The organism is Dankookia sp. P2 (assembly GCF_050632255.1).
Lineage (GTDB): Bacteria > Pseudomonadota > Alphaproteobacteria > Acetobacterales > Acetobacteraceae > Paracraurococcus.
The window spans coordinates 2739430-2764792 of record NZ_CP192581.1 but is presented as its reverse complement, the minus strand read 5'-3'; the positions used below and the strand labels follow the sequence as shown (position 1 = coordinate 2764792).

Sequence of the window (25363 nt, the reverse complement as noted above, 5' to 3'; positions counted from 1 at the left end):
CGCGAGAGGCCCCCGCATGACCCCCGCCGCCACCCATCCGCTCGACCTGCTGACCCCGGACGAGATCCGCCAGGCCGCCGCGCTGGTCCGCGCCGCGCACGACCTCGGCACGGGGATGATGTTCGAGACGATCACCCTCGACGAGCCATCGAAGGAGGTCGTCCGCGATTTCCGCCCGGGCCGGCCGATCCCCCGCCGCGCCTTCGTCTGCGCCTTCGACCGGACCGATGGCCGCGTCTTCGAGGCCCGGCTCGACCTCGCCGCCGGCACGGTGCTGGACTGGCGCCACATCCCCGGCGTCCGCCCGCGCATCCTGATCGACGACATCCTGCTGGTCGGCCGCGTCGCCCGGGCCGATCCGCGCTTCGTCGCCGCCCTGGCGAAGCGCGGCATCACCGATCTCGACCGCGTCCAGGTGGATCCCTGGTCGGCCGGCAATTACGGCCTGCCGGATGAGGCAGGGCGGCGCATCTCGAACACCTTCTGCTGGCTGCGCTCCTCCCCCGACGACAACGGCTATGCGCATCCGATCGAGGGGCTCTGCGCCGTCATCGACCTCGACCGCGCCGAAGTGCTTAGGGTCGACGACCACGGCGTCGCGGAGGTCCCGGCGCGGGACCACAACTACGCCGCCAGATTCCGCACGGAGTTCCGCGACGACATCCGCCCGCTCGAGATCACCCAGCCGGAAGGGCCAAGCTTCACGGTCGAGGGCAACGAGGTGCGCTGGCAGAAATGGCGCTTTCGCGTCGGCTTCAACGCCCGCGAGGGCCTGGTGCTGCACGCCCTTGGCTACGAGGACCAGGGCCGGCTGCGCCCGGTGCTGCACCGCGCCGCGCTGTCCGAGATGGTGGTGCCCTACGCCCATCCCGGCGGCGGCCATTTCCGCAAGAACGCCTTCGATGTCGGCGAATACGGCATCGGCGTGCTGGCGAATGCTCGCTGACGCTGGGCTGCGACTGCCTCGGCGTCATCCGCTACTTCGACGCCTGGCTGGCCGACAGCAAGGGCGATCCCTACTGCATCAAGAGCGCCGTCTGCCTGCACGAGGAAGACCACGGCATCCTCTGGAAGCACACCGACCTCTTCACCGGCAAGGTCGAGGTGCGGCGGGCAAGGCGGCTGGTGGTCTCCTCGATCTCCACCATCGGCAACTACGAATACGGCTCCTTCTGGTACCTGCACCAGGACGGCTCGATCCATTTCGAGATGAAGGCGACGGGCATCATGAACACCGCCGCGCTGCTGCCCGGCGAGCAGCCGCGCTTCGGCAGCATCGTCGCCCCCGGCGTCTACGCCCACTACCACCAGCATGTCTTCAACATGCGGCTCGACATGGATGTCGACGGCACCGCGAACCGGGTGGTCGAGATCGACACCGTCGCCCTGCCGGAAGCGGCCCGACAATCCGCATGGCAACGCCTTCACCCTGCGCGAGACGGTGCTGGCCTCCGAGCAGCGGGCGCAGCGCAACGTCGACTTCGCCGCCGCCCGCGGCTGGCGGGTCGAGAGCACCGCGGCGCGCAACGCGCTCGGCCAGCCCACGGCCTATCGCCTCGTGGTGCAGAACCCGCTGCCGACCTTCTCCAGCCCCGCGGCCAGCGTCACCCGCCGCGCCGCCTTCATGACCAGGCAGCTCTGGGTGACCGCCTTCGACCCGGAGGAACTGCACGCCGCCGGCCGCTACCCGAACCAGAGCCGCGGCGGCGATGGGCTGCCGGCCTGGACCGCGGCCGACCGGCCGCTCGACGGCGCCGACCTCGTGCTCTGGCACAGCTTCGGCCTGCACCACATCCCCCGCCCCGAGGACTTCCCGGTGCAGCCGGTCATCTCCTCCGGCTTCGCCCTGCACCCGGAGGGTTCTTCGCCGAGAACCCGGCGCTCGACGTGCCGCCGGCGCGCAGCACGATGAGCTGCTGCGCGGATTAGCGCCGGCCGGCAGGATCCCGGCAAGCCAGGGTGGTGAAAGATCAAGCGCCGGCGGCAACCGCCATGGCGGAGCGGTGTTCCGCTTTGGTATTGACGCAGGCCCGCAACGCCGGGTTCACCAAAGCATGCCCGTGACGATGTCCGAGATGCCCGACAACGCGGTCCGCCCGGCCGCGGAGGCCTTCCTCGCCGGTGGTGGGGAGCTGGGGCGCGGCTGCGCGCGATGGACTGGGCCGCCACCCCGCTCGGCCCCGCTTCCGCCTGGCCGGCGGCGCTGAAGACCCTCGGTCGCCGTCATGCTCGGCGCCCGCCAGCCGATGTTCGTCGCCTGGGGGCCGGAGCGGATCATGCTCTACAACGACGGCTACGCCACGATCTGCGGCGCCCGCCACCCGGCCGCGCTCGGCCGGACCTTCCGCGAGGTCTGGTTCGACATCCTTAATGATGTCGAGCCGATCCTCGAGCGCGCCTTCGCCGGCGAGGGCACGCATATGGACGACATCGCCCTGCTGATGCACCGCAACGGCTATCCGGAGAAGACCTGGTTCTCCTTCTCCTACACGCCGGTGCCGGACGAGACCGGCCGGGTCGCCGGCATGTTCTGCGCCTGCACGGAGACCACCGGCCGGGTCCTGGCGGAACGCCGGCAGGAATCCCGCCTGGGCCTGGAAGCCGCCTGCGCGGCCTGGCCGAGCCGCGCGCGGTCATGGCCGCCGCCGCCGCGGCGCTGGCCGCGCATCTCGGCTGCGACCGCGCCGGCTATGCCGAGGTCACGGCCGACGGGCTGCACTTCACCGTCGGCGGCGCAGTGGTGCGGCCCCGGCGTGCCGAGCCTGGACGGCCTGCAGCGGCTGGAGGATTACGGCCCGGCGCTGATCGCCGAGCTGCGCGCCGGCCGGACCATCGCCGTCGCCGATGCCCTGGACGACCCGCTGACCATCGGCCGGTCGACGGCCGCTAGCTTCCGCGCCGCCGCGGTGCGCGCCGCGGTGACCGTGCCGCTGGTCAAGGCGGGCCGTTTCGCCGCCTCGCTCTTCGTCCACCGCGCGACGCCGCGGCGCTGGACGGAGGACGAGCTTCCTGCTGGTGCAGGAGGTGGCGGAGCGCACCTGGGACGCGGTCGGCCGCGCCCGGGCCGAGGCCGCGCTGCGGGCCAGCGAGGCGCGCTGGCGCGGCCTCTTCTCCCGCATGCAGGAGGGCTTCGCGCTCTGCGAGCTGGTGCGGGACGCCGCCGGCCGGCCGGCCGATTTCCGCTACCTCGAGGTGAATGCCGCCTGGAACCGGCTGACCGGCCTGCCAGCCGGCCAGGTGATCGGCCGGCTGGCCAGCGAGGTCATCCGCGACCTCGAGCCCTTCTGGATCGAGACCTATGCCCGGGTGGTCGAGACCGGCGAGCCGGCGCATGTCGAGTACCGCGTCGCCGCGCTGGACCGCTGGTTCGAGGTGCTGGCTTACCGCACCGAGCCGGGCCGTTTCGCCGCGCTCTTCCTCGACGTCACCGGCCGCAAGCGGGCGGAGGTGCGCCAGGCGCTGCTGACGCGCGAGGTGGAGCACCGGGCGAAGAACGCGCTGGCGGTGGTCCAGTCCGTGCTGCGGCTGACCCGGGCCGGCGACCTGCCGACCTACGTCCGCGCGGTGGAAGGGCGGGTCTCCGCCCTGGCCCGGGCGCAGACCCTGCTGGCCGGCGACCATAGCGAGGGCGCCGAGCTGCGCACCCTGCTGGCGGGCGAGCTGGCGCCCTTCCTCGCCGGCCAGCGGGTGGAGCTGGACGGGCCGCCGGTGCTGCTGCCGGCGGTCGCCGCCCAGCCGGTGGCCATGGCGGTGCACGAGCTGGCGACCAACGCGGTGAAGCACGGCGCGCTGTCGGTCCCCGGCGGCCGGCTGGCGGTACGCTGGGACCTGGCGGAAGGCCGGCCGGCGCGGCTCCGCCTGCGCTGGGCGGAGGCGGGCGGGCCGGCCCTGGCGGGCGCGCCGCCGCGGCGCGGCTTCGGCAGCCGGGTGCTGGACGGCACGGTGCGCGGCCAGCTCGGCGGCACGGTGGCGCTGGACTGGCCGGCGACCGGGCTGGTCTGCCGGCTGGACATACCGCTCGGCGGCGACCTGCCGCGGCCGGAGGCCGCCGGGGCGGGCTGACGCCGGCGGAATGGTCGCAGCGGCGCCGGACGTCGTCCCCGCCTGCATGGACCCGGGCCGGCCCCGGCTTCCCTTCGCCGGGTCCCACCCCGGTTCGGTACCGCCGGGATGTGCCGCCATGTATCGAGGACGACCGCGGCGCTCATGGTCGAGCATGCGGCGGTCCTGCCAGTTTTTGGCCGGAAGCAGATTGGAGTTGTTCTCGCCTTGGTTATGTTGCGCCGGGCGGTCCGCGACACTCGCTGCCGGATAGAGGCAACCCTCGACATGACAATCACGCTCCCCCTAGGCGCATTGCTGGCCGCCGGGGCGCTCATCTCGGCCCTGTCCACGCTGCTGCTGCTGGGCACCTGGCGGGCGGCGGGCCGGCCGGCCTATCTGGCAAGCTGGGCCGGGTTCTGCGGCCTTGGCACGATCGCCGTCCTGCTGCACGCGCAGCGCGGCTGGGTGCCGGAGGCGTTGCTCATCCTGCTGGCCACGCCGATCTACATCCTGGCCGTGGCGCTGTTCTGGGCCGGCGCCCGGCAAGCTGCGCGGCGTCGCGGCGCCGGGCTGGGCGGTCGCCCTGCCGCTGGTCCCCTGGTATGCCGCCTGCGCGGTCCCGGCGGTCTATGCCTCGGCCGCGGCCCGCGTCGGGGTGGGGACGCTGCTCTTCGCCATACTGGGCACGGCCGGCGGGATCGAGCTGCTGCGGCTGCGCGGCAGCGCCACCCTGCGCCGGGCGGCGCGGACGGTCGCCATCATCGCGCTGTTCGCCAACAGCCTCCCCGTCTGGCGCCTTTGGCAATTCCTGCAGGACCTGCCGGTCACCTTCAGCGGCGCCGGCCACCTGCTCGGCGTGCTGCTGTTCGTCGTGACCGGCTTCGCCGGCCTGGCCTTGGCCAGCATCCTGGCCGGCGAGCGCGATGCCGGCCTGGCCGCCGCCGCGGCGCAGCGGAGGCCGCGGCGCTGGCGGCAGGCCGGGCCGAGATCGAGCGGCTGCTGGCCGGCCTGCCGACCATCGTCTTCCTGCGCGACGTCGCCGCCGACGGCTCCTCCCGCGTGCTCTACCGCAACGGCGATACCGCGGCGGTGACCGGCTGGGCGCCCGCGGACATCCTGCCGCTCGACCAGATATCGCATCTGACCGGGCCGGAGACGCCGGATTTTCCCAAACTTGCCAGGACCATCCTGCGGGACGGCGAGGGCAGGCTGGAATGGCGCCTGAGGCGGCCGGACGGCCGGTGGACCTGGGTGCGGACGCATGGCCGCCGCCTGACGCCGCGACCCGATGGCAGCAGCGAGGTGGTCGGCTATGTCGTCAACATCGACGCCGAACGCGAGGCGGCCGCACGCATCCACGCGGCCGAGGCGGCGCGCGAGGCGGCGGTGGCGACGCTGCGCGAGAGCGAGGCCCGCTGGCACGGCCTGTTCTCCCGCATGCAGGAAGGCGTCGCGCTGTGCGAGTTGGTCGCCGGCACGGAGGGCCGGCCGGCGGATTTCCGCTACCTCGAGGTCAACGCGGCCTGGCAGGCGTTGAGCGGCCTGGCCGCCGCCGACGTCATCGGGCGGCTGGCGAGTGAGGTGATCCCGGGGACCGAGCGGTTCGTGATCGACACCTGCGCCCGGGTGGCCGCCACCGGCGAGCCGGCGCATTTCGAGTATCGCGTCGCCCGCCTTGATCGCTGGTTCGAGGTGCTGGCCTACCGCACCGAGCCGGGCCGCTTCGCCGCGCTCTTCCTCGACGTCACCGACCGCAAGCGCGCCGAGCAGCGTCAGGCGCTGCTGGCGCGGGAGGTCGACCACCGTGCCAAGAACGCGCTGGCAGTGGTGCAGTCCGTGCTGCGGCTGACCCGGGCGGCCGATCTGCCGGGCTTCATCCGCACGGTGGAGGGCCGGGTCGCCGCCCTCGGCCGGGCGCAGAGCCTGCTGGCCAGCACCCATTGGGCCGGCGCCGACCTGCGCCTGCTGCTGGAGGACGAGTTGAAGCCCTTCCTCGCCGGCCAGCAGGTGGAACTGGACGGGCCGCCGGTCGCGTTGCCCGCGGTGGCGGCCCAGCCGATCGCCATGGCGGTGCATGAACTTGCGACCAATGCGGTGAAGCATGGCGCGCTCTCGGTGCCAGGCGGAAGGCTGGCGGTGCGCTGGGCCCTGTGCGAAGGCCCGCCGCCGCGGCTGGACCTGCACTGGACGGAGGCGGGCGGGCCCGCATTGGCAGGCCCGCCGCCGCGGTGCGGCTTCGGCAGCCGTGTGCTGGACGGCACGGTGCGCGGCCAGCTCGGCGGCACGGTGGCGTTGGACTGGCCGGCGACCGGGCTGGTCTGCCGGCTGGACGTACCGCTCGGCGGCGGCGCGGACTGAGGGCCGGCCCGGCCCTCAGCCCGAGGTGGTCGCCTCCAGCCCCAGCCGCAGCGTCACCCGCGTGCCGCTGCCCGGGGCGCTCTCGGTCGCCAGCTCGGCGCCGATCTGCTTCGCCAGGGCGCGGATCACCGTTGCCCCCAGCCGCCCGGCCGCATTCTCCGCCGGCAGGCCGAAGCCGCCATCAGCCACCGCGACCGCCAGGCCGCCCGCCTCCACCCAGGCCTCCAGCCGCACCGTATGCGCCGCGCCCTCGGGCCGCTCATGCCGCAGCGCATCCGCCACCAGCTCCGACAGGATCAGCGCCAGCGGGATCGCCCGCTCGGCATCGAGGGTCAGCGCCTCCGGCGCCTCGATGCGGATGTCGGTGCCCGGCAGCTGCACCGAGGCGCCGGCGGCCAGCTCCCGCAGCATGTCGGCGAGGCGCACGCTGCGCAGGTCGGGGCTCATCTGCAGGGCGCGATGCGCCTCCGCCACCGCCTGGACCCGGGCCGTGGCGGCTTCCAGCGCCTCGCGCGCCGCCGGCTCCTCGACCCGGCCGGATTGCAGCCGCAGCAGGCCGGCGACCAGCTGCAGGCTGTTCTTGATGCGGTGCTCGGCCTCCCGCAGCAGCCTCTCCTGCGCCGCCAGCGCCTCGCGCAGCGCATCCTCCGCCTGGTGGCGCTCCTCGATGTCGGTGCAGGTGCCGACCCAGTGGCGGATGGTGCCGCCGGCATCGCGCACCGGCGCCGCCCGCACCCGGTGCCAGCGATAGCCGCCGGCCGCGGTGCTGATGCGGGCATCGGCGTCGTAGTCGCCGCCGGCCTCCAGCGCGGTGGCCCAGGCGGCGTGCAGCCGGGCGATGTCGTCGGCATGCAGCGCCGTCATCCAGCCGCAGCCGGCCAGGGCGGTCAGGCCGAGCCCGGTCAGCGCCCGCCAGCGGCGGTTGAAGGTATTCCGGCCGCCCCGCCGCATCGGTCTGCCAGACCAGGTGCGGCATCGCCTCGGCCAGGGTGCGGAAGCGGTCCTCGCTGGCCCGCAGGCCGAGCTCCGCCTGCCGCTGCGCGTCGATGTCGGTATTGGCGCCGACCCATTCGAGGATGCGCCCCTCGGCATCCCGCCGCGGCACCGCCCGCGCCGCGGTCCAGCGCCAGCCGCCCCGCGGCCAGGACAGGCGGTACTCGGCCTCATAGGTCGCGCCGCTGGCGATCGCCGCCAGCCAGCGGCCGCGGACCCGCGCCTGGTCCTCCGGATGGATCGCCTGCAGCCAGCCGAGCCCGGTGGACTCTTCCTGGCTCTGGCCGGTCAGCGCGTCCCAGCCGGCATTCTCCCGGACCGCGCCATCCGGCCCGGCGGTCCAGACCGCCAGCGAGCCGGCCTCGACCAGGGCACGGTAGCGGGCCGCCTGGGCCTCCGCGGGGTCACGTCGCGCAGCAGCACCAGCACGCCGGCGATGGCGCCCCCGCCGCGCACCGCCGAGAGCTCGACATCCCAGAGGTGCGGCGCATCGTCCGTCGTGGCGGGGCCGAGCGGCAGGGCGACGGCCTCGCCCCGGCAGGCCTCCCCGGTGCCGTGCACCCGGTCGAGCGCGGCCAGGCTGGCGGCGCCGAGCGCCGGGAAGGCCTCGGCCAGCCGGCGGTCGAGCAGCGCCGCCTCCGCGCGGCCGGTGGCGGCGAGGCAGGCGGGGTTCGCGTAGCGGATGCGGTGCGCCGGCCCCTCCAGCACCGCCACCGCCATGGGCGAGGACCCGGCGAAGCCGCGGATGCAATCGATATCGGGCAGGCCGGGCCGGCCATCATCGGGCAAAGTCGGCATCCCCCGGGGTCTGGCCTCCACCCGGGAACCATTAGCGGATCGTATAACATCATACGATGGGCGAGCGGCCGAGGCCCGATCACAGGGCGGAGAATACACTGACACCCTTTCCTGGCCGGCTTCACGTGTTGCATCGCCGCAGGGCTGATCCACGCGCGGCGGTGGTTCAACGCCGACCGAAAGCAGGCTAGGCCAGGCTCGCCCCGACCGCGTCGGGGCGAGCCTGGCCTAGCCTTGTTGAGCCGGCGATTCACGTCCTGAGCGTTTTCACTCAGGAGGATCGCGGGCTGGGCAATGCGTCGACCGACCCCTTGCAGCCGTTCCGGAGCCCGACCGCATGCCCCTTTCGCCGCCTGCCCCGCGCGAGATGCTGCACCGCCGCGAGATCGACATCCGCGGCTGGCGGCGCGAGGACGGCCTCTACGACATCGAGGCCTATCTGCTGGACACCAAGGCCCATCCCTTCGAGAACGAAGACCGCGGCACCATCCGGCCGGGCGAGCCGCTGCACGGGCTGTTCCTGCGGCTGACGGTGCGGGAGGACATGGAGATCGTCGGCGCCGAGGCGGCCTCCGACCACACGCCCTATGCGGTCTGCCCCTCCGCCGCGCCGAATTTCGCCCGGCTCGCCGGGCTGAAGATCGGCGCCGGCTTCAACCGCGCGGTGGCCGAGCGGGTCGGCGGGGTGCATGGCTGCACCCATCTGCGGGAGGTGCTGGGGCAGATGGCGACCGTCGCCTTCCAGACCCTGTACCCGATCCGGGCGCGGCGGGAGCGGGAGGAGACGGCGCGCATCCTGGCCGGCGGGGGCGAGGTGCCGAAGCGGCGGCCGGCGATGCTCGGCAGCTGCATCGCCTATGCGCCGGACAGCCCGGTGAGCCTGGCGCGCTGGCCCTGGCTGAAGGGGGAAGCGGCGGCGGAGTAGCGCCCGGCGCCGGACCCCGGGCCGAGCGCTGCCGCCGGCATCAGGGCACCGCCCGGACGGCGATGCGCGCCATCATGCCACCGTCCTCGTGCTCGAGGATGTGGCAGTGATAGACGAAGTCGCCGAGCTCCTGGAACGCGATGGAGACGAAGACGGGCCTGGTGGTGCAGCCCGCCGGCGGCGCGTGCGTCGCCGGGTCCAACGTGCCGTCGCAGCTGCCGCCCGACGCCCGCGGCACCGGGACGTTGTCCTGGAACACCGCGCCCGGCGCGCCGGGCGGCACGGGCATCGCCGCGGCGTCCGGCAGGACCTGGAAGCGGGTCTGGTGGATGTGGAAATTATGGTCCTCGCCGGCGAGGTTGACGAGCTCCCAGGTTTCCGTCGCCGGCACCGCGCCCTTCAGCGGCACGCAGACCGTGGTCCGGTCATGCTGGAAGACCGCGATCTCCTGGCGCTCCCGCACGACGTTCCCGTCGTCCACCAGCTCGTAGCCGAGCCCGAAGGCGTTCGGGTCCGCCGCCGGCACGCCGAACAGGATCCGCCGGCGCCAATGCGCCGGCAGCGGCCTGCAGGGGAGGCCGGCTTGCAGCGTCAGCCCCTCGATGCCCGGCGCGCCGGGCCGGAGCTGCCGGAGCGCCGTCGCCGCCGCGCCGGGCTGCGCCAGCCGCGCGTCGCCGGCCGGCAGCGCGCCCGCCAGCGCGGCGGTGGCGAGATCGGCCGGCACCGCGACCTGCTGCTGCGGCAGCATCACCTCGGCCGGCTGCGCCAGGTAGGCGGCGGTGGCACCGCCCGCCGGCCCCTTCATCGCGATGGCGGGGTGGGGGAAATGCGGGCCGCGGAAGCCGATGGAGGCCAGCACCACGTTCGGCCAGGCGTCGCCGCCGGTGTCGGGCGCGCTGGCATTGCGCAGCAGCGCCGTCGCGCCCGGCGGCGGGTCGACAGGCCGCCCGGCGGCGTCCCGCCAGGTGACGAAGATCTCGATGCGCGCGCTCGGCATCAGGCGGATGCTGTCGGCGCAGACCGGCTCGGCGCCGCGCAGGAGGGGCTGGTCGCGCCCGGCATCGCCGCAGGGCTCCGGCTTGAACTTGCCGCCGAAGAGGCTGCCCAGGCGGTCGGCCGGCAGGCCAGGCGCGAGCCCGACGGTGGTGCCGTCCATCGAGACGACCTGGAAGCGCATGTCGCCGCCATCGGCCTGCCGGGTCAGGTGCAGGTTGTAGGTGACGCTGCCCGAGGCATTGGTGATCTCGCCAGAAGCTCGCCGCGCTGCGCCGCGGCGGTCCAGCTCGGGAAGACCTGGCCGTTGACGGTGAAGAACCAGTTGGAGTTCGGCGCGGTGCCCGGGCAGACGCCGTTCTGCCCGGGCGGGGCGGGCGGCGGGCCGCCGCAGAAGGTCGGGTCCTCCTGCGTCTGCACCCGGTCGGCCCTGGCGCCCGCCGGCCGCACGACCTGCATGTCCTTCAGCACGAGGTGGCGCGGCGCGGCGCCGAGACCCGTGCAGGCGCCGTCGTCGCACAGGTAGTCCTGCGGCTTGCCGATGGTGATGATGCCGGCGAGCCCCGCCGAGACCTGGTTGAGCGCGAGGCCGTGCGCATGCGGATGGAACCAGAACAGCCCGGAGGGATGCGGGCCGTTCGGCGGGTTGGGGATGGGGATGTCGTAGTCCACCACGTCCTTGCGGACCTCGATCCCCGGGATCTGCGCCGGGATCGGCGTGGCGGTATTCGCGTGGTTGTAGTTGAGCACGAAGATGGTGTCGCCGAAGCTCGGCATGGCCGGGCTCGGCTTGCGCGGCTCGACGATCAGCCCATGGGTGTGCAGGTTGGTCGGGTTGTCGAGCAGCGCCATGTGCGCGTTCGCCGGGTCCTTCGCGTGGTCCGGGGCGAAGGGGCCGGTCGCGTCGAGCGAGGGCAGCCGGTTGACCAGCCGCACCTTCAGCCGGTCGCCCGGATCCAGGTGCAGGTGAACGCCGCCATAGGGGCTGAAGCTGCCGCTGCCAGCCGGGCAGACGTCATGCGCAGCCGGGCGCCGGCAGATCTCGTAGACCCAGGCCTCCGGCTTCGTGCTGCCGAGCGTGACCCGCTGCGGCCGGGCGACCATGAGGATGTCGAGCACCCCGTTCTGGCTGTCCAGCCGCGGTGGCTCCGCCAGCGGGGCGGCCGGCGCAGGGCCGGGGAGGCTGCAGGCCAGCGCAAAGGCGGCAATACTGAAGTTTCTGAAATAATGGCATGTCATGGGGTCTGGAACTCCCGCGTGACCCCGGCGCGGCGACGCTAGCACCCGGTACCGGGTCACTCCATGATCTCGCATTCTCTTGCGGCGGCCGCCCGGCGGTGCCGCCGGCCACCCGGATGGCCCTCAGCCCCGCCCGGTGATCCGTCCGCCACCGAGCGGCCGCGGCGCGCCTGTCGTCCCGGGGAAGGTCAGCGGCAGGCCGTGCCAGCAGCGCGCCGCCAGCACGCCGAAGGCCTGCGCCTCCAGCGCGTCCCCGTTCCAGCCGACGATCTCCACCGGCCGCACCGGCGCCTCCAGCGTGCCGGCCAGCGCCCGCATCATCGCCGGGTTGCGCCGGCCGCCGCCGGCCACCAGCCATTGCAGCGGCGGGTCGGGGAAGTGGCGGCCGGCCGCGGCGACGCAGACCGCCGCGAAGGCGACCAGCGTCGCCGCGCCATCCTGCGGCGAGAGGTCGCCCGCCCCGGCCTCCCGCAGCGCCCGGTCGAAATCGAGGCGATCGAGCGATTTCGGCGGCGGCGCCGCGAGGTAGGGATGCGCCATCAGCCGGCCGAGCACCGCGCCGTCCGGCTGCCCGGCCAGGGCCAGCAGCCCGTCCTTGTCGTAGTCGGTCTGCGCGTGGCGCCGCGCCCAGTCGTCGAGCGGCCCGTTGGCCGGGCCGGTGTCGAAGGCGACCAGCCCGCCTTCGGCGCCGATCCAGGTGACGTTGCCGACCCCGCCGAGGTTGAGCACCGCCAGCGGCTTCGGCAGGGCGGCCGCCAGCACCGCATGCACCACCGGCACCAGCGGCGCGCCCTGGCCGCCGGCGGCGACATCGGCGCTGCGGAAGTCGTGCGCCACCGGCAGCCCTGTGGCGCGCGACAGCCAGGCGGCATCGCCGACCTGCCAGGTGCGGCCGGGCGCCGTGTCTCCCGGCCGGGCCGGGCGGTGCAGGATGGTCTGGCCGTGGAAGCCGACCAGGTCGGTCGCCTCGCCCAGCACCCGGGACACCTCGGCGCGCAGCGCCGCCACCGCCTCGGCATGCCGGTCGGTGAGGCGGCGGACGCAATCGGCCAGGAAGGGATCGCCTTCCTCAATATCGGCGGCGACATCGAGCAGCCTGCGCAGGTCGCGGCGCAGCGCGGGGTCGTAGGGCAGGGTCAGCGCCGGGCCCATGCGCCCGATCGCCGCCCCGTCCGTCTCCACCCAGGCGGCATCCACCCCGTCGAGGGAGGTGCCGCTCATCAGCCCGATGGTTCTAAGCATGCGGCGCCTATGCTAGGGGAGCCGCCCCTGCGAAGCCAGCAGGGCCCTACCCAAGGATCGAGTTGTGGCGATGAGCGGCCCCGAGAGCGAGTTCCTGCGCGCGGCGCAGGAGCGCGGCTATGTCCACCAGGTCACCGATGCGGCGGCGCTGGACGCGAAGCTGCGGGCCGGCCCCGTCTCCGCCTATATCGGCTTCGACTGCACGGCGGACAGCCTGCATGTCGGCCACCTCGTCTCCATCATGATGCTGCGGCTGTTCCAGCGCACGGGCAACCGCCCGGTGGTGCTGCTCGGCGGCGGCACCACCAAGGTCGGCGACCCCTCCGGCAAGGACGAGGCGCGGCAGCTGCTGGCCGAGGAGAGCATCGAGGCGAACAAGGCCGGCATCCGCCGCAGCTTCGACCCCTTCCTGCGCTTCGGCGAGGGGCCGCGCGACGCCATCCTGCTGGACAACGCGGCCTGGCTGGACGCGCTGGGCTACATCCCGTTCCTGCGCGACGTCGGCCGGCACTTCTCGGTCAACCGCATGCTGACCATGGACAGCGTGCGGCTGCGGCTGGAGCGCGACCAGCCGCTCAGCTTCCTCGAATTCAACTACATGCTGCTGCAGTCCTACGACTTCCTCGAGCTGCACCGGCGGCACGGCGTCGCGCTGCAGATGGGCGGCTCAGACCAGTGGGGCAACATCGTCATGGGCGCCGACCTGGTGCGGCGGATGGCCCAGGGGAGGGGCGATGCGGAGGCCTTCGGCCTGACCACGCCGCTGCTGACCACGGCATCGGGCGCCAAGATGGGCAAGACCGCGGCGGGCGCGGTCTGGCTGAACCCGGACCGGCTGGCGCCCTACGACTACTGGCAGTTCTGGCGCAACACCGAGGATGCCGACGTGGCGCGCTTCCTCGCGCTGTTCACCGAGCTGCCGATGCCGGAGGTCCGCCGGCTCGGCGCGCTGGCCGGGGCCGAGATCAACGAGGCGAAGAAGCTGCTGGCGACCGAGGCGACGGCGCTGCTGCATGGCCGCGCCGCAGCCGAGGCGGCGGCCGAGACCGCCCGCCGCGCCTTCGAGCAGGGCGAGGCGGCGGAGACCCTGCCGAGCCTGGTGCATGCCCTGCCGGCGCCGCTGGCCGACCTGCTGGTGGCGGCGAAGCTGGTCGCCAGCAAGGGCGAGGCGCGCCGGCTGGTGGCGCAGAACGGCGTCCGGCTGAACGATCTCGCCGGTCGCCGACCCGCAGCAGGTGATAGGCCCGGCCGACCTGCGGGACGGGGCGGCCAAGCTCTCGCTCGGCCGCAAGCGGCACGTGCTGGTGCGGGCGGGCTGAGGCGACCCGCCCGCGGTCCCGAACGAGGCACCGCGGCGGCCCGCCGCCGGCAGGGCCGGCTGCGTCCGGACCGGCGGCGATACGGGCTAGCGTTCCCGCCGCTGCTGCTGGTGGCCGCCGCCCGCGGGCCGGGCGAGGTGGGCTCCGCCGCCGGCATGCTGCTGACGGGAGACCGGCCGCGCCTCGGCGGCGGGCATGCGGTCCCGCGCCGGCGCCGCCCGATCCTGCCGGGTCTGGTCGATCTGGCTGGGCCGCTGCGCCGGCCTGGCTTCGGTTCGCTGCGCGGGCCTGGTCTGGGACCGCTGCGCGGTCTTGGCCTGGGGCCGCTGCGCGGCCTGGGCCTGCGGCCGGCTGGCGGCGCCGGCACGGTCCTGCCCCGCGGGGCGACCCGCCTGCCGGACGCCCTCGGGCCGGGCGCCGCTGCGCGCCGCGTCCAGCCCGCCGCCGGTGTTCACCTGCTGGGTCCGCTCGCGCAGCGCGTCGCGCTGGTCGGGCCGGTCGCTACCCTGGCGGTAGCGGTCGCCCAGCGCCGGGTCGCGATAGGGCACGCCGCCGCGATGCGCGCCGTCATGCACCCAGGTGTTGTTGGTGATCTGGGTGCGGTTGACGTTGATGTTGTTGTAGCGGTTCACGTCCACATTCACCTGGCCGCGGCCATAGCCCCAGCCCGGCCTCGCCCAGCCCCAGAGCGACCCGACCACCGCGACCCCGGTCGCGAAGGCCATGCCGGTCAGCAGGGCATCGCCGAGCCCGTAGCTGGGCGGCGGCGGGTAGTAGGCCGGCGGATGGCTCGGGTAGGGCCAGGCGCCATAGACCACGGCCGGATCGTAGACCGGCACATAGACCTGCTGCAGGCTGCGCCGGCTGGATGACGATCACCTGCGGCTGGCCGGCGGCGGCGGCGGTCTTCGTCACCACCTGCTGCGGGCTGTCGGCCAGCTTGCCGGCCGCCAGCGCCCGGCCGCGCAGCGCCTGCACGCTGTCCAGCACCTCGGCCTGCTGGCCGAGCACGGCATCGCCCAGCCGCTGGGTCCAGTCGAGCTGCTCGCTCATCAGCGCGAGCACCTGGGGGAAGGGCACCAGCGACTTCACCGCGGGGTCCCAGGGCTGCGCCACCAGCGCTCGCTCCAGCGCCTCTCCCGTCAGCTTCGCGTTCTGGCCCTGGCCGAGCCAGCGCTGCGCCTGCACCACCTCGAGCGGGTAGGTCGAGGCCATCAGCACCTGCATCAGCAGCTGGTCGGGATAGAGCGCGATCGGCGCGAGCAGCTGCTCGAGCTCCGCCTGGCTCAGCCGCTGGACCGTCGCGCCGGCGGCCGTGGCCGCAGGTTGCGCCGCGGCGCGCGGCGGCAGCCCGCCGGCAGTGGTGACGAAGGCGAAGCCGCCGGCGGCCAGAAGGGCCACGGCCCGCCCTGCGCGCGACGGCCTTCCCGCACCGATGCCAGCCATGCCGTGACCTCCTTCTTCGGCCCCGGACCGGTGGCGCGGGGCGCCCGGTCCCGATCGGCAAGGGGCATTGCCGCGCGCCGCGAGGGCGGCGCACCGCAATGACTATCACGTTTTTCTGAGCGGCGCGCCCTCTGGCTGCACCGCCCCTCAGGCCGCCCGCAGCCCCTGCAGCAGGCCGTCCAGCCCGTCCCGCAGCGCGCCGCCCTGCCGCGCCACCGCCCCGGTCGCGTCGCGCAGCCCGGCCAGGGCGCCGGTGGTCTGCTCCACCCCGGCGCTGACATGGGCAATGTTGGCGGAGACGTCGTTGGTGCCCTGCGCCGCTTCCGCGACGTTGCGGGCGATCTCGCGGGTCGCCGCGCCCTGTTCCTCGACCGCCGCGGCGATGGTGGCGGAGATGCCGTCGACCTCGGCCACCACCTCGGCGATGCCCTTGATGGACTGCACCGCGCGGTCGGTCGCCGCCTGGATGGCGGTGATCTGGGCGCCGATCTCCTCGGTCGCCCTCGCCGTCTGGCTGGCCAGGGTCTTCACCTCGGAGGCCACCACCGCGAAGCCCTTGCCGGCCTCCCCGGCGCGCGCCGCCTCGATCGTCGCGTTCAGCGCCAGCAGGTTTGTCTGCCCCGCGATGTCGCCGATCAGCCGCACCACGTCGCCGATCCGCTGCGCCGCCTCGGACAGCCCGTTCACCGTGCCGTCCGCCTCCCGCGCATCCTGCACCGCGCGGCGCGCCACCTGCGCCGCCGCGGTCACCTGCCGGGTGATCTCGTTGACCGAGGAGGCCAGCTCCTCCGCCGCCGCGGCGACGGTCTGCACGTTGCTGGTCGCCTCGGTCGCGCCGGCGGCGGCCGAGGCGGCGCGTTCCGAGGTGCCCTGCGCGGTGCTGTCCAGCGTGGCGATCCCGGTCTCGAGCGTGCCGACCGTGGCCGAGAGGCCCTGCACGACCGCGCCCAGCCTCCGCTCCACCCGGTCGGCCAGGTCGCGCTGCGCCTGCAGCCGTGCCGCCTCGGCCGCGTCCCGGGCGGCGCTCGCCTCCTGCTCCAGCGCCCGGGCGCGCAGCGCCGCGCCGCGCAGCACCTCGAGGCCGCGGGCGATCGCGCCGACCTCGTCCGTCCGCCCGGTCGCCTCGACCGCCGTGTCGATCCGCCCCTCGGCCAGCCCGCCGGCGGTCGCCGTCAGGCGCCGCAGCGGCCCGGTGACGCCGCGCAGCACGATCAGCAGGGCCAGGCCGACGCCGAGCAGGATCCCGCCCGCGGAGCCGCCAATCAGCCAGGCATGGGTGCCCTCCATCTCCTTCCGCGCCGTCTTCTGCATCGCCTCGAGCGCCCGGTTGATGCGCAGCTGCATCTCGCGCAGCGATCTGCTGGTCGCCTCCACCGTGCCGGCCGCGGCCATGGCGGCGCGGGTCGCCTCGTCGAGCTTGCCGGCGCGGGCCAGCGCCTGCACCTCGGCGTGCACCGTCTTGTAGGCCTGGACCGCAGTCTCGATCCGCGCCAGGTCGTGCCGGTTCTCGGGCAGGGTCAGCGTCGGGCGCACCTCGTCCAGCCGCTTCTCCAGCCGCTGCCGCTGGTCGGCCGCCTGCGCCTCCCAGCGCCTGCGCTCCTCGGCCGAGAGCTCGAGCGGCAGGAATCCCACGCCGCGCACCCAGCTGATGAAATTCACGTTCGCCCGGCCGAGGACGATGCCGCGGCCGGCCTGCGCCTCGAGCCGCTCCATGGTTCCGGTCTGCCGCGCCATCGTGTAGGTGGCGCCCACGGCGATGCCGCCCGCGAGCGCGGCGAGCAGCCCGACCACGCCGAGCAACTTCGGCGCGAGGCCGAGCCGTGGCCAGGCCGTCGCCGTCCTGGACGGGGCGGGGAGAGGGCGAGTGGGGCGGACATAGGCACTCCGGGCGTTATGGCGGCCGCACCCTCGCGCCGAAATCTGAGGATGCGGTAAACCCGCCGGGCGATCCCGCCGCGCCTACCGCGCCGCGCCGCCGCCCAGCCCGAACAGCCCGCGCAGGAAGCCCGGGGTCAGCGCCGCCAGCGGGTTCACCGTCACGGTCGGGTCGTCGAGCGGGCCCTGCACCCGGTAGGTCGCGGCGAAGACGCCGCCGCCGGCCTCCGGGCTGAACAGCCGGCCGATGATCGGCAGGTTGCCCAGCAGCGTGTTGAACATGTAGGCCGGCACGATCGTCCCCTCGATCGCCGCGATCCGCTTGTCCCGCAGCAGCCGGCCCTTGGCGGTCACGCCGAGCGAGGCGGAGAAGGCCCGCGCATCGCTCAGCACGAGCGCCTCCGGCGTCAGGGCGAAGGGCGCGACCAGCCGGCCGAAGACCAGCCCCTTGCCGCCCTGCACCGCCTCCACCAGCCCGTACAGCGTCATCGCCTGCAGCAGCTTGGCGAGCGCCGGGGCGTCGCGCAGGACGAATTGCTCGAGCTCCGCGGTGCCGGACAGCGCCGCGCCGGGGCGCAGCTGGTCGTAGCTGCCATTCACCGTCAGCCGGCCGCCGCGGATCGAATCCGTCAGGTCCATCGCCTGCAGCAGGGCGCCGCCATCCGCCGCGGTCAGCCGCAGCAGCCGGTGCTGGCCCTGCGGCGCGAGGGTCAGGTCGAACTCGCCGCCCGCGGCGGCACCGGTGCGGCCGGTCGCGCGCACCTCCCGCAGCAGGCCGGCGGCGTCGCTCCGCACCCGCGCCTGGGTGGCGTGCAGGAGGCGGCCCTCGCCCATCGTCATCCGATCGAACCGCAGGTCGAGCTGCAGCGGCAGGCCGTTCTCGTCCGGCGGGCCGGGCGGCGGCGAAGGCTGGCCCGGCGTGCCGAGCACCGGCCGCAGGTCGAGCAGCGGGCCGCGCAGGTCGGCCTGCCAGGGGCCGCCGGGCCGCTCCGGCCGGCGCACCTCCCCGGCGAAGCGGGAGATGCCGAAGCTGCCCTCGGCCAGCTCGATGCGTTCCAGCCGCCCCTTCGGCCCGAAGGCGGCGCGGCCGCGCAGCGCCAGGTCCGGTGCCTCCAGCCGCATCGGCTCCATGCTGCCGAGCGTCTCCCCCTGCAGCCGCAGCGTGCCCTCGAAGGTTCCGGGCGTGCCGGGCGGCTTGGCCCAGTTCAGCGCCTCCACCCCCAGCCGCGCCTCCCGCAGGTCGCCGCGCAGGGCGACGCTGCCCTGGCCGCCACGGCGCCGCTCGTAGCGGGCGTCGAGCGCGACCTGGCCGTCCAGCACCTTCCCCGTCTCGACACCCAGCGCGTTGACCTGCGCCGCGTCGAACCGCCCGGTCAGGGTGCCGCGCTCGGTCACCTGGGACGGGCCGCCGTTGCGGAAATCCATCTCGAGGCCGAGCTTCACCGGCGCGCCGACCCAGAGCGCCTGGCCGTTCAGCTTCAGCCCATCGGTGTCCACGGCGAAGTCGAACTGGCCGCGCTCGACGTCGCGGTCGACCAGGGCGCCGGGCAGCCGCGCCTCGGTGGCGCGGCCGCGGGCGCCGATCTTCAGCAGGTCCATCGGCAGGTCGGCCAGCAGCGGGAAGCTGATCGCCAGCCGCGCCTCCGCCTGGCCGCCGCTGGCCTGGACCTTCAGCGGACGCCGCTCGAACAGCTTCAGCCGCGGGTGGCGCAGCAGGGTGAAGATCTCGGGCAGCGGCCCGGCGGTCTGGCCGGTGATCTCCGCCTGCTCGGCATCGGTGTCGAGCGCGAAGAAGCGGACGGTCGCCTCCTTCAGCTCGATCCCGCCCGGTCGCCCGTCCGGCAGCGCCTGGCGACCGCCGCGGCCGCGCAGGATGACCTCGGCCGGGCCGAATTCGGCGGTGCCCGAGACGCCCTGGACCGGCGGCACCGGCCGCAGCCAGTGCACCGTCGCATCCACCATCTCCACCGTGCCGGTCAGCCCGGTGAGGGCGAGTCGGTCGAGCGTCGCCGGCGCTTCCGCGCGCAGCTGCCAGCGGCCGTTGCGGATCAGCCCGGCGGTCAGGTTCTGCACCATCCAGTCGCGGGTGTTGTGCGCCAGCCCGCGCGGCCAGTAGGCGTCGAGCTCGCCGGCGGCCAGCGCATCCAGCGTCAGCCCGGCCTGCAGCTGCCAGCCTGCCTCGGCCAGCCGGGCCTCGCCCTCCGCCACCAGGGTCGGCGGCGGCCTTCCGCTGCCGCCCGAGCCGGCCGGCGCGGCGGGCGGCCGCAGCAGCAGCCGGTCCAGCCGCAGCAGGCCGGGGGTGTAGCTGGCGGCCAGCTCCGCCGTCTCCACCGCGGCCTGGCGGCCGCCGCCGAGGTCGATCACCGCCCGCGCCAGGCCGAGCCCGAGCCGGGCGCCTTCCAGCCTGACTGCGTCGAGCTCCGGCGTGACCGCGAGGTCGAGCCGCGCCCGCGCCTCCCGCAGCTGGCCCGATGGCAGGCTGCGCAGCGCCAGGGCGCGGGCCTCCGGCGCCAGCTCGGCCGGCCAGAGCGCCGGCAGGGTGCTGGCCTGGAAGGGTTCGCTGCCGAGGTCGAGCGCGGCGTGCCAGGCGCCGTCGCGCTGCAGCACCTCGCCGCGCCCCGTCAGGCTCGGCCCTGGCCGTCCGGAGGCCGGTCCCCCGGGGCCGGGCAGCCGCAGCACCGCCTCGCGGATCGTCAGCGCCCGGCTGCTGCCCTCGACCGTCGCGGCGAGGCCGGCCAGCGGCAGGCGCCGGCCGGGCGCCAGGACCAGCGCGCCCGGCCCGGCCTCGAGCCGCGCCTGCATCCGGTCCGGCCGGGCGGCGGCGTCGAATTCGGCGCGCGCGGCCAGGGTCACCGGCGCGTCGAGCACCGCGAGCGGCGCCAGCGGCGGCCAGATCGCGGCGAGCTCCGCCGGCCGCAGCGCCGGCAGCAGCAGGCCGAGGGTCACCCGCATCGGCGTGCCGCGCGCCTCGCCGGAAAGCCGCACCGGCACGCTGACCGGGCCGGAGCGCAGCACCGCCTCGCCCTCTCCGGCCAGCCCGCCATCGGCGGCGCGGCGGAGGTCGAGGCGCGGCTCCAGCAGGGTCCAGGTCAGGCCGGCGGCGGGATCGGCCAGCACCGCCTCCCCGCCATTGACCCGGATGCGTCGCAGCGCCGCCAGCGTGTCGCGGTCGGAGGCCGGCAGCATCAGCCCGGCCAGCAGCGTCGCCACGTCGGTCTGCGCGGCATCGCCCTCGGCCAGCGCGGCGGCGCCCGCTTCGGCCGGCGGGTCGAGGCCGAGGGCGATGCCGCCATCGGTCAGCGTCGCCCGCAGCCGGGGCGGCGCAGCTCGATCGTCGCCGGGGCGACGACGCCGCGCAGCAGGGCACGGAATGAGAGGCTGAAGGCTGCCTCGGGCAGCTCGACCTCGGCCCCCGGCCGCGCAGCCGCACCTCGCGCAACCGTATGTCGAGCGGCGCCGCGGTGCCGCCGCGGAAGCCCTCCCAGGCGATGGCGGCATGGCCGATGGCCAGCCGCGGCCCGTCCGGTCGGGCATTCACCGCCGCCTCGATCCGCCGCGCCAGCTGCGGCAGGTCGAGCGGCCGCTCCGCCAGCCGCCAGGCGACGCCGCCGAGGCCGAGCAGCAGCGCGACCGCGAGGAAGACCATGACGGCGGCGCAGCGATGCGCCCAGCGCCAGCCCCAGTGCCGCAGGCCGCGCGGCACCGGAACCGCTTGACCTGGGGCGGCGGTCACGCCTTCCCTCCGCCGTCATGCCCCAGACCGAATTCTCGCCGGAGCGCCTGCCGCGTCCCTTCGACCGGGAGGCGGCGGACCGCCTGCTGCAGCATTTCACCGAGGGCGACGCCGCCGCCCGCGCCGTCGCGGCCCTGCCGGGCGGCCCGGCGCTGCTCGCCGCGCTCGGCGGCCACAGCCCCTACCTGGCGGAGCTCGCCCAGCGCGAGCCGGCGGCGCTGCTGCGGCTGGCCGAGCGCGGCCCGGACGAGGCCTTCGACCTCGCCCTGACGCCCTTGCGCCATGCCGACCCGGCGGCGCCGCGCGAGGCGGTCGGGGCGATGCTGCGGCGGGTGAAGCGGCAGGCGGCGCTCATCGTCGCCGCGGCCGACCTGGCCGGGCTCTGGCCGCTCGATGCCGTCACCGGCGCGCTGTCCGACCTGGCCGACGGCACCATCGACTTCGCCTGCGCCCACCTGCTGCTGGCGGCGGCCGAGCGCGGCGAGCTGCGCATCGCCCGGCCGGCCAATGGCGCGCGGCCGGACCCGAAGACCACGGCCAAGGGCAGCGGCCTCACCGTGCTCGGCATGGGCAAGCTCGGCGGGCGGGAGCTGAACTACTCCTCGGATGTCGATCTGATGCTCCTCTATGATCCGGCAGCCGCTGCCTACCACACGGACCGGGCCGGTGCCTGCTACGTCCGCCTGGCGCGCGACCTCGTGCGCCTGCTCGACGAACGCACGGCCGAGGGCTACGTCTTCCGCACCGACCTGCGGCTGCGCCCGGACCCGGCGGCGACGCCGCTCGCGGTCTCGATCAACGCGGCGATCGTCTACTACGAGAGCATGGGGCAGAACTGGGAACGGGCGGCCATGATCAAGGCCCGGCCGGTGGCCGGGGACCGGGCGCTCGGCGAGCATTTCCTGCGCGAAATCCGCCCCTTCGTCTGGCGCCGTCACCTCGATTTCGCCGCCGTGGCGGATATCCATTCCATCAAGCGGCAGATCCATGTCCACAAGGGCGCAAAGGGCGCCGGCGCGACCATCGCGCTCGCCGGGCACGACGTGAAGCTCGGCCGGGGTGGGATACGCGAGATCGAGTTCACCGCCCAGGTCCTGCAACTGATCTGGGGTGGACGTGACCCGGGCCTGCGCGACCCGACCACGCTCGGCGCGCTTGCGGCGCTGGCCGGGGCCGGGCGGCTCGACCGCCGGGCGGCGGCCGACCTCGCCGATGCCTATGTCTTCCTCCGCGACCTCGAGCACCGGCTGCAGATGGTCAATGACCGGCAGACCCACCGGCTGCCGGAGGATCCGGCCGGGCTGGCCCGCATCGCCTCCTTCATGGGCTTCCCCGGGCCGGACGAATTCGCCGCCGCCTTCATGGCGCACCTCGCGCGGGTGGAACGCCACTACGAGAGCTTCTTCGAGGCCGCGCCGGCGCTGAGCGTCGAGGCGCCGGACGGCGCCGGCACTGGCAACCTGGTCTTCACCGGCGTCGAGGACGACCCGGGCACGATGGCGACGCTGAAGCGGCTCGGCTTCGCCGACCCGGCCTCGGTCGGCGCCATGGTGCGCGCCTGGCACCACGGCCGGCCGCGGGCGACGCGGTCCGAGCGGGCGCGGGAGCTGCTGACCGCTTTGATGCCGACCTTGCTCGCCGCCTTTGGCCGGCAGTCCAACCCGGACCAGGCGCTGGTGCGGTTCGACGCGGTGCTGACCCGGCTGCCGGCCGGCGTCCAGCTGCTGTCCCTGCTGCACCGCAACCCGGCCCTGCTCGACCGCATCGCCTTCCTGCTGGGCGCCGCGCCGCAGCTGGCCGAGCACCTGGCGCGCAACCCGGCGGCGCTGGACGGGCTGCTGGCCGGCGGCGGGGTCTCGCCGAGCTCGGCCGACCCGGCCGCCGGGCTGCCGGCCCTGGTCAAGGATGCCCGCCACCTGGAGGAGGCGATGGACGCCGCCCGGCGGCTGGCGACGGCACGGAAATTCGAGATCGACGCGGCGGCGCTGGAAGGCGCGATCGATGCCGACACCGCCGGCGAGCTGCGCGCCGACCTGGCCGATGCCGCCATCGCCGCGCTGCTGCCGCGCATCACCGCCGACTTCGCCGAGCGCTACGGGCGCGTCCCGGGCGGCGCGCTGGCGGTGCTGGCCATGGGCAAGCTTGGCAGCCGGGAGATGCTGCCGGGCTCCGACCTCGACTTGGTGCTGCTCTACGACCACGACGCGGAGGCGACCGGCAGCGAGGGGGGCGGCGGTCGCTGGCGCCGTCCGAGTACTTCATCCGCCTGGCGCCGCAGGTGGTCAGCGCCATCACCGCGCCGGGCGCCGAGGGGCGGCTCTGGGAGGTCGACATGCGGCTCCGCCCCTCCGGCAACAAGGGGCCGGTGGCGGTGCGGCTCTCGACCTTCGAGGCCTACCACATGACCGAGGCCTGGGGCTGGGAGCGCATGGCGCTGACCCGGGCGCGGCCGATCGCCGGGCCGCCGGCGATGCGGCGGCGGATCGCCGGGCTGCTGCGCGCCGCGCTCACCCGGCCCGGCGCGGCGGCGGCGGCGCTGACGGATGCGGTGGCGATGCGGCAGCGGATGCTGCGCGACCTGCCGCCGGACGGTCCCTGGGACCTGAAGGCGATGCCGGGCGGGCTGATCGAGGTGGAGTTCATCGCCCAGGCGCTGCAGCTGCGCCATGCCGCCGAGAACCCGAAGGTGCTGGCGACCAGCACGCGCGTCGCGCTGGCCCGGCTGCGCGATGCCGGGGTGCTGCCGGCGGAGGAGGCGGAGGCGCTGATCCGCGCCGACCGGCTTTGGCGGACCGTGGTCGGGCTGGTCCGGCTGACCCATGGCAAGTCGCGCGACCCGGCGCTGCCGGCCCCGGCCGCGGCGGCGCTGCTGCGCGCCGCGGCGCCGTTGCTGCCGGTGCCGGCGGTTGACCTGCCCGGCCTGCGCGCACAGATGGCTGACATGGCCGGAACGGTCCGCGCGATCTTCGAGCGGCGGATCGGCGCGCTGGGAATGGGGGCTGGACAATGAGCGAGACGACGGGACCGATCGAGGGCGCGCCGGCGCCGGCCTTCTCGATGCCGGCCAGCGGCGGCCGGACGGTCAGCCTGGAGGCGCTGAAGGGCAAGCCCTTCCTGCTGTACTTCTACCCGAAGGCCGACACGCCCGGCTGCACCAAGCAGGCCTGCGGCATCCAGGAAGCCCTGCCGCAGCTCGGCAAGCTCGGGCTGACGGTGATCGGCGTCAGCCCGGACAAGCTCCCGCTCATCGAGAAATTCGTCAAGAAATACGGCCTGGAATTCCCGCTCGCCTCGGACGAGGACCATGCGGTGGCCGCGGCCTATGGCACCTGGGTGGAGAAGTCCATGTACGGCAAGACCTACATGGGCATGGAGCGCAGCAGCTTCCTGGTCGACGCCACGGGCAAGGTCGCCCGCGTCTGGCGCAAGGTGAAGCCGGAGGCGCATGCCGCCGAGGTGCTGAAGGCCGCGGCGGCGTTGAAGTAGCCGTTACTGACGCGGTCGTTGGGCCTGCGTCCCGGCGACCTTCCCGCATCCCCGTGCGTTCCACCGTTCTACGAAACGCGGAGGAATACATGGCACGGACTGCGATCACCGCCCTGCTGCTGCTGTCCCTGGCCGCCTGCGGCCAGACGACCGGCGGCCGCGCCGTCTCGGGCGGGCTGCTGGGCGCCGGGGCGGGCGCCGGCGTCGGCGCGCTGACCGGCGGCAATGTCGGCACCGGGGCCCTGGTGGGCGGCGGCATCGGCGCCGCGGGCGGCGCGCTGACGGCGCCGCGCCGCTGAGCCGCATGGCACCGTCCAGCCGCCGCGGCCTGCTGCTGGGCCTGCTGGGCGCGGCGAGCCTCGCGGCCCCGCTGGCCGGCATCGCGGCAGCGCAGCCGCCGCCGCCTCCCGGCTGGTGGGAGAACGAGCGCCGCCGCCGCGACTATGAACGCTGGCGCGCGGCGGAATGGCGCCGGCGCGAGCGCGAGGCCCGGCGCCGGCACGAGCGCTGGGAGCGCGAAAGCTGGGAAGAGCAGCGCGAGCGCGAGGTCTGGGCCCAGCGGCAGCGCTGGTACCGCTGACCGGGCCGACGGGCGGCCCGGCCGCCCGTCCCCCGGCGATCCGCCTCAGCGGTCCTTCACGGCCTCCGGGTTGGCGCCGGCATCCTCGTCGAGGTCCTGCATCAGCTCGCGCAGGGCGCCCTCGTCCAGCCGCTTGGCCTGCTCGATATGCCGGTCGGCATCCTTCTCCCGGCCCTGCGCCAGGTCCTCGAGCGCCTTCTCGCCGAGGTCGCGGGCCTTCTCGTGCGCGTCGTCGGGGCGTTGCGGCATGCGGTCACCTGTCCTGTTGGAGACGTGCAGAACAGGGCTGGCGCGGCCGGGTTGCCGCTATGGCGGTGTGCGTCCGGGCATTC

19 protein-coding genes and 7 pseudogenes are annotated in these 25363 nt (G+C 74.9%); 15 read left to right on the top strand and 11 right to left on the bottom strand.

What is annotated here, in order from left to right; all coding sequences use genetic code 11:
• Window positions 1-16: 16 nt before the first annotated feature.
• The 8 genes and pseudogenes from ACQ86J_RS16365 (at window position 17) to ACQ86J_RS16330 (ending at window position 6402) form a co-directional block, all read left to right on the top strand.
• On the top strand, window positions 17-946 hold the full coding sequence (locus ACQ86J_RS16365; RefSeq protein ID WP_431271928.1) for a hypothetical protein: 930 nt from the start codon (window positions 17-19) through the stop codon (window positions 944-946).
• Window positions 913-1912: pseudogene (locus ACQ86J_RS16360) on the top strand (hypothetical protein). The gene ACQ86J_RS16365 and the pseudogene ACQ86J_RS16360 overlap by 34 nt, the downstream one beginning before the upstream one ends.
• 313 nt (window positions 1913-2225) lie before the next feature.
• Window positions 2226-2501, top strand: a pseudogene (locus tag ACQ86J_RS16355) (hypothetical protein); the annotation flags it as partial.
• A 134-nt stretch (window positions 2502-2635) separates the two neighbouring features.
• The gene (locus tag ACQ86J_RS16350; RefSeq protein ID WP_431271927.1) at window positions 2636-2890 is read left to right on the top strand and encodes a hypothetical protein; all 255 of its coding nucleotides are present in this window, start codon (window positions 2636-2638) and stop codon (window positions 2888-2890) included.
• Window positions 2850-2948: pseudogene (locus ACQ86J_RS16345) on the top strand (hypothetical protein); the annotation flags it as partial. The gene ACQ86J_RS16350 and the pseudogene ACQ86J_RS16345, both read left to right, overlap by 41 nt.
• 67 nt (window positions 2949-3015) lie before the next feature.
• Complete coding sequence (locus ACQ86J_RS16340) at window positions 3016-4062, top strand: HWE histidine kinase domain-containing protein (protein WP_431271926.1); 1047 nt, start codon at window positions 3016-3018, stop codon at window positions 4060-4062.
• A gap of 406 nt (window positions 4063-4468) precedes the next feature.
• A complete protein-coding gene (locus ACQ86J_RS16335) occupies window positions 4469-5137 on the top strand; it encodes a hypothetical protein (protein WP_431271925.1) in 669 nt (222 codons plus the stop codon).
• Window positions 5104-6402: an HWE histidine kinase domain-containing protein gene (locus ACQ86J_RS16330; protein ID WP_431271924.1), complete on the top strand. Its 1299-nt coding sequence runs from the start codon at window positions 5104-5106 to the stop codon at window positions 6400-6402. The genes ACQ86J_RS16335 and ACQ86J_RS16330 overlap by 34 nt, the downstream gene beginning before the upstream one ends.
• A 15-nt stretch (window positions 6403-6417) precedes the next feature.
• Here the strand turns inward: ACQ86J_RS16330 and ACQ86J_RS16325 are convergent, their stop codons facing one another.
• The 3 genes and pseudogenes from ACQ86J_RS16325 to ACQ86J_RS16315 all read right to left on the bottom strand — a co-directional run bounded on the left by ACQ86J_RS16325 (window position 6418) and on the right by ACQ86J_RS16315 (window position 8184).
• Window positions 6418-7353, bottom strand: coding sequence for a sensor histidine kinase (locus ACQ86J_RS16325; RefSeq protein WP_431271923.1), 936 nt, complete (start codon window positions 7351-7353; stop codon window positions 6418-6420).
• Window positions 7354-7486: 133 nt separating this feature from the next.
• Window positions 7487-7747, bottom strand: a pseudogene (locus ACQ86J_RS16320) (PAS domain-containing protein); the annotation flags it as partial.
• On the bottom strand, window positions 7684-8184 hold the full coding sequence (locus ACQ86J_RS16315; protein WP_431271922.1) for a PAS domain-containing protein: 501 nt from the start codon (window positions 8182-8184) through the stop codon (window positions 7684-7686). The gene ACQ86J_RS16315 and the pseudogene ACQ86J_RS16320, both read right to left, overlap by 64 nt.
• A gap of 346 nt (window positions 8185-8530) precedes the next feature.
• Here ACQ86J_RS16315 and ACQ86J_RS16310 point away from each other — a divergent pair, with 346 nt between their 5' ends.
• Window positions 8531-9118, top strand: a complete 588-nt coding sequence (locus ACQ86J_RS16310) for a DUF2889 domain-containing protein (RefSeq protein ID WP_431271921.1) — start codon at window positions 8531-8533, stop codon at window positions 9116-9118.
• A 40-nt stretch (window positions 9119-9158) separates the two neighbouring features.
• Here the strand turns inward: ACQ86J_RS16310 and ACQ86J_RS16305 are convergent, their stop codons facing one another.
• The 3 genes from ACQ86J_RS16305 to ACQ86J_RS16295 all read right to left on the bottom strand — a co-directional run bounded on the left by ACQ86J_RS16305 (window position 9159) and on the right by ACQ86J_RS16295 (window position 12592).
• Complete coding sequence (locus ACQ86J_RS16305) at window positions 9159-10295, bottom strand: multicopper oxidase domain-containing protein (protein WP_431271920.1); 1137 nt, start codon at window positions 10293-10295, stop codon at window positions 9159-9161.
• A 23-nt stretch (window positions 10296-10318) separates the two neighbouring features.
• On the bottom strand, window positions 10319-11230 hold the full coding sequence (locus ACQ86J_RS16300) for a hypothetical protein (RefSeq protein ID WP_431271919.1): 912 nt from the start codon (window positions 11228-11230) through the stop codon (window positions 10319-10321).
• Window positions 11231-11473: 243 nt separating this feature from the next.
• Window positions 11474-12592, bottom strand: coding sequence for an anhydro-N-acetylmuramic acid kinase (locus ACQ86J_RS16295; protein ID WP_431271918.1), 1119 nt, complete (start codon window positions 12590-12592; stop codon window positions 11474-11476).
• Window positions 12593-12662: 70 nt separating this feature from the next.
• Between ACQ86J_RS16295 and tyrS the strand changes: the two are divergent.
• Window positions 12663-13911, top strand: a pseudogene (tyrS, locus tag ACQ86J_RS16290) (tyrosine--tRNA ligase).
• 86 nt (window positions 13912-13997) lie between these two features.
• Here the strand turns inward: tyrS and ACQ86J_RS16285 are convergent.
• The 4 genes and pseudogenes from ACQ86J_RS16285 to ACQ86J_RS16270 form a co-directional block, all read right to left on the bottom strand.
• Window positions 13998-14729, bottom strand: a complete 732-nt coding sequence (locus ACQ86J_RS16285; RefSeq protein WP_431271917.1) for a DUF3300 domain-containing protein — start codon at window positions 14727-14729, stop codon at window positions 13998-14000.
• Between the two features lie 94 nt (window positions 14730-14823).
• Window positions 14824-15138 (bottom strand): annotated as a pseudogene (locus tag ACQ86J_RS16280) (DUF3300 domain-containing protein); the annotation flags it as partial.
• Between the two features lie 366 nt (window positions 15139-15504).
• Window positions 15505-17148, bottom strand: coding sequence for a methyl-accepting chemotaxis protein (locus ACQ86J_RS16275; RefSeq protein WP_431271916.1), 1644 nt, complete (start codon window positions 17146-17148; stop codon window positions 15505-15507).
• Between the two features lie 168 nt (window positions 17149-17316).
• Window positions 17317-20766, bottom strand: coding sequence for an AsmA-like C-terminal region-containing protein (locus ACQ86J_RS16270; protein ID WP_431271915.1), 3450 nt, complete (start codon window positions 20764-20766; stop codon window positions 17317-17319).
• 216 nt (window positions 20767-20982) lie between these two features.
• On the opposite strand from ACQ86J_RS16270, the pseudogene ACQ86J_RS16265 reads away from it, so the two are divergent.
• From ACQ86J_RS16265 to ACQ86J_RS16245, 5 genes and pseudogenes are all read left to right on the top strand, one after another.
• Window positions 20983-23133: pseudogene (locus ACQ86J_RS16265) on the top strand (bifunctional [glutamine synthetase] adenylyltransferase/[glutamine synthetase]-adenylyl-L-tyrosine phosphorylase); the annotation flags it as partial.
• Window positions 23134-23243: 110 nt separating this feature from the next.
• Entirely contained in the window at window positions 23244-23975 is a 732-nt protein-coding gene (locus ACQ86J_RS16260; protein WP_431271914.1) for a hypothetical protein, read from the top strand.
• Window positions 23972-24451, top strand: a complete 480-nt coding sequence (bcp, locus tag ACQ86J_RS16255) for a thioredoxin-dependent thiol peroxidase (RefSeq protein WP_431271913.1) — start codon at window positions 23972-23974, stop codon at window positions 24449-24451. Before ACQ86J_RS16260 ends, bcp begins: the two co-directional genes overlap by 4 nt.
• Before the next feature lie 89 nt (window positions 24452-24540).
• The gene (locus ACQ86J_RS16250; RefSeq protein ID WP_431271912.1) at window positions 24541-24750 is read left to right on the top strand and encodes a hypothetical protein; all 210 of its coding nucleotides are present in this window, start codon (window positions 24541-24543) and stop codon (window positions 24748-24750) included.
• A gap of 5 nt (window positions 24751-24755) precedes the next feature.
• Window positions 24756-25031 (top strand): hypothetical protein, encoded by a 276-nt coding sequence (locus ACQ86J_RS16245; RefSeq protein WP_431271911.1) that lies wholly within the window; start codon window positions 24756-24758, stop codon window positions 25029-25031.
• 45 nt (window positions 25032-25076) lie between these two features.
• Here the strand turns inward: ACQ86J_RS16245 and ACQ86J_RS16240 are convergent, their stop codons facing one another.
• Window positions 25077-25280, bottom strand: a complete 204-nt coding sequence (locus ACQ86J_RS16240) for a hypothetical protein (RefSeq protein WP_431271910.1) — start codon at window positions 25278-25280, stop codon at window positions 25077-25079.
• Window positions 25281-25363 lie beyond the last annotated feature (83 nt).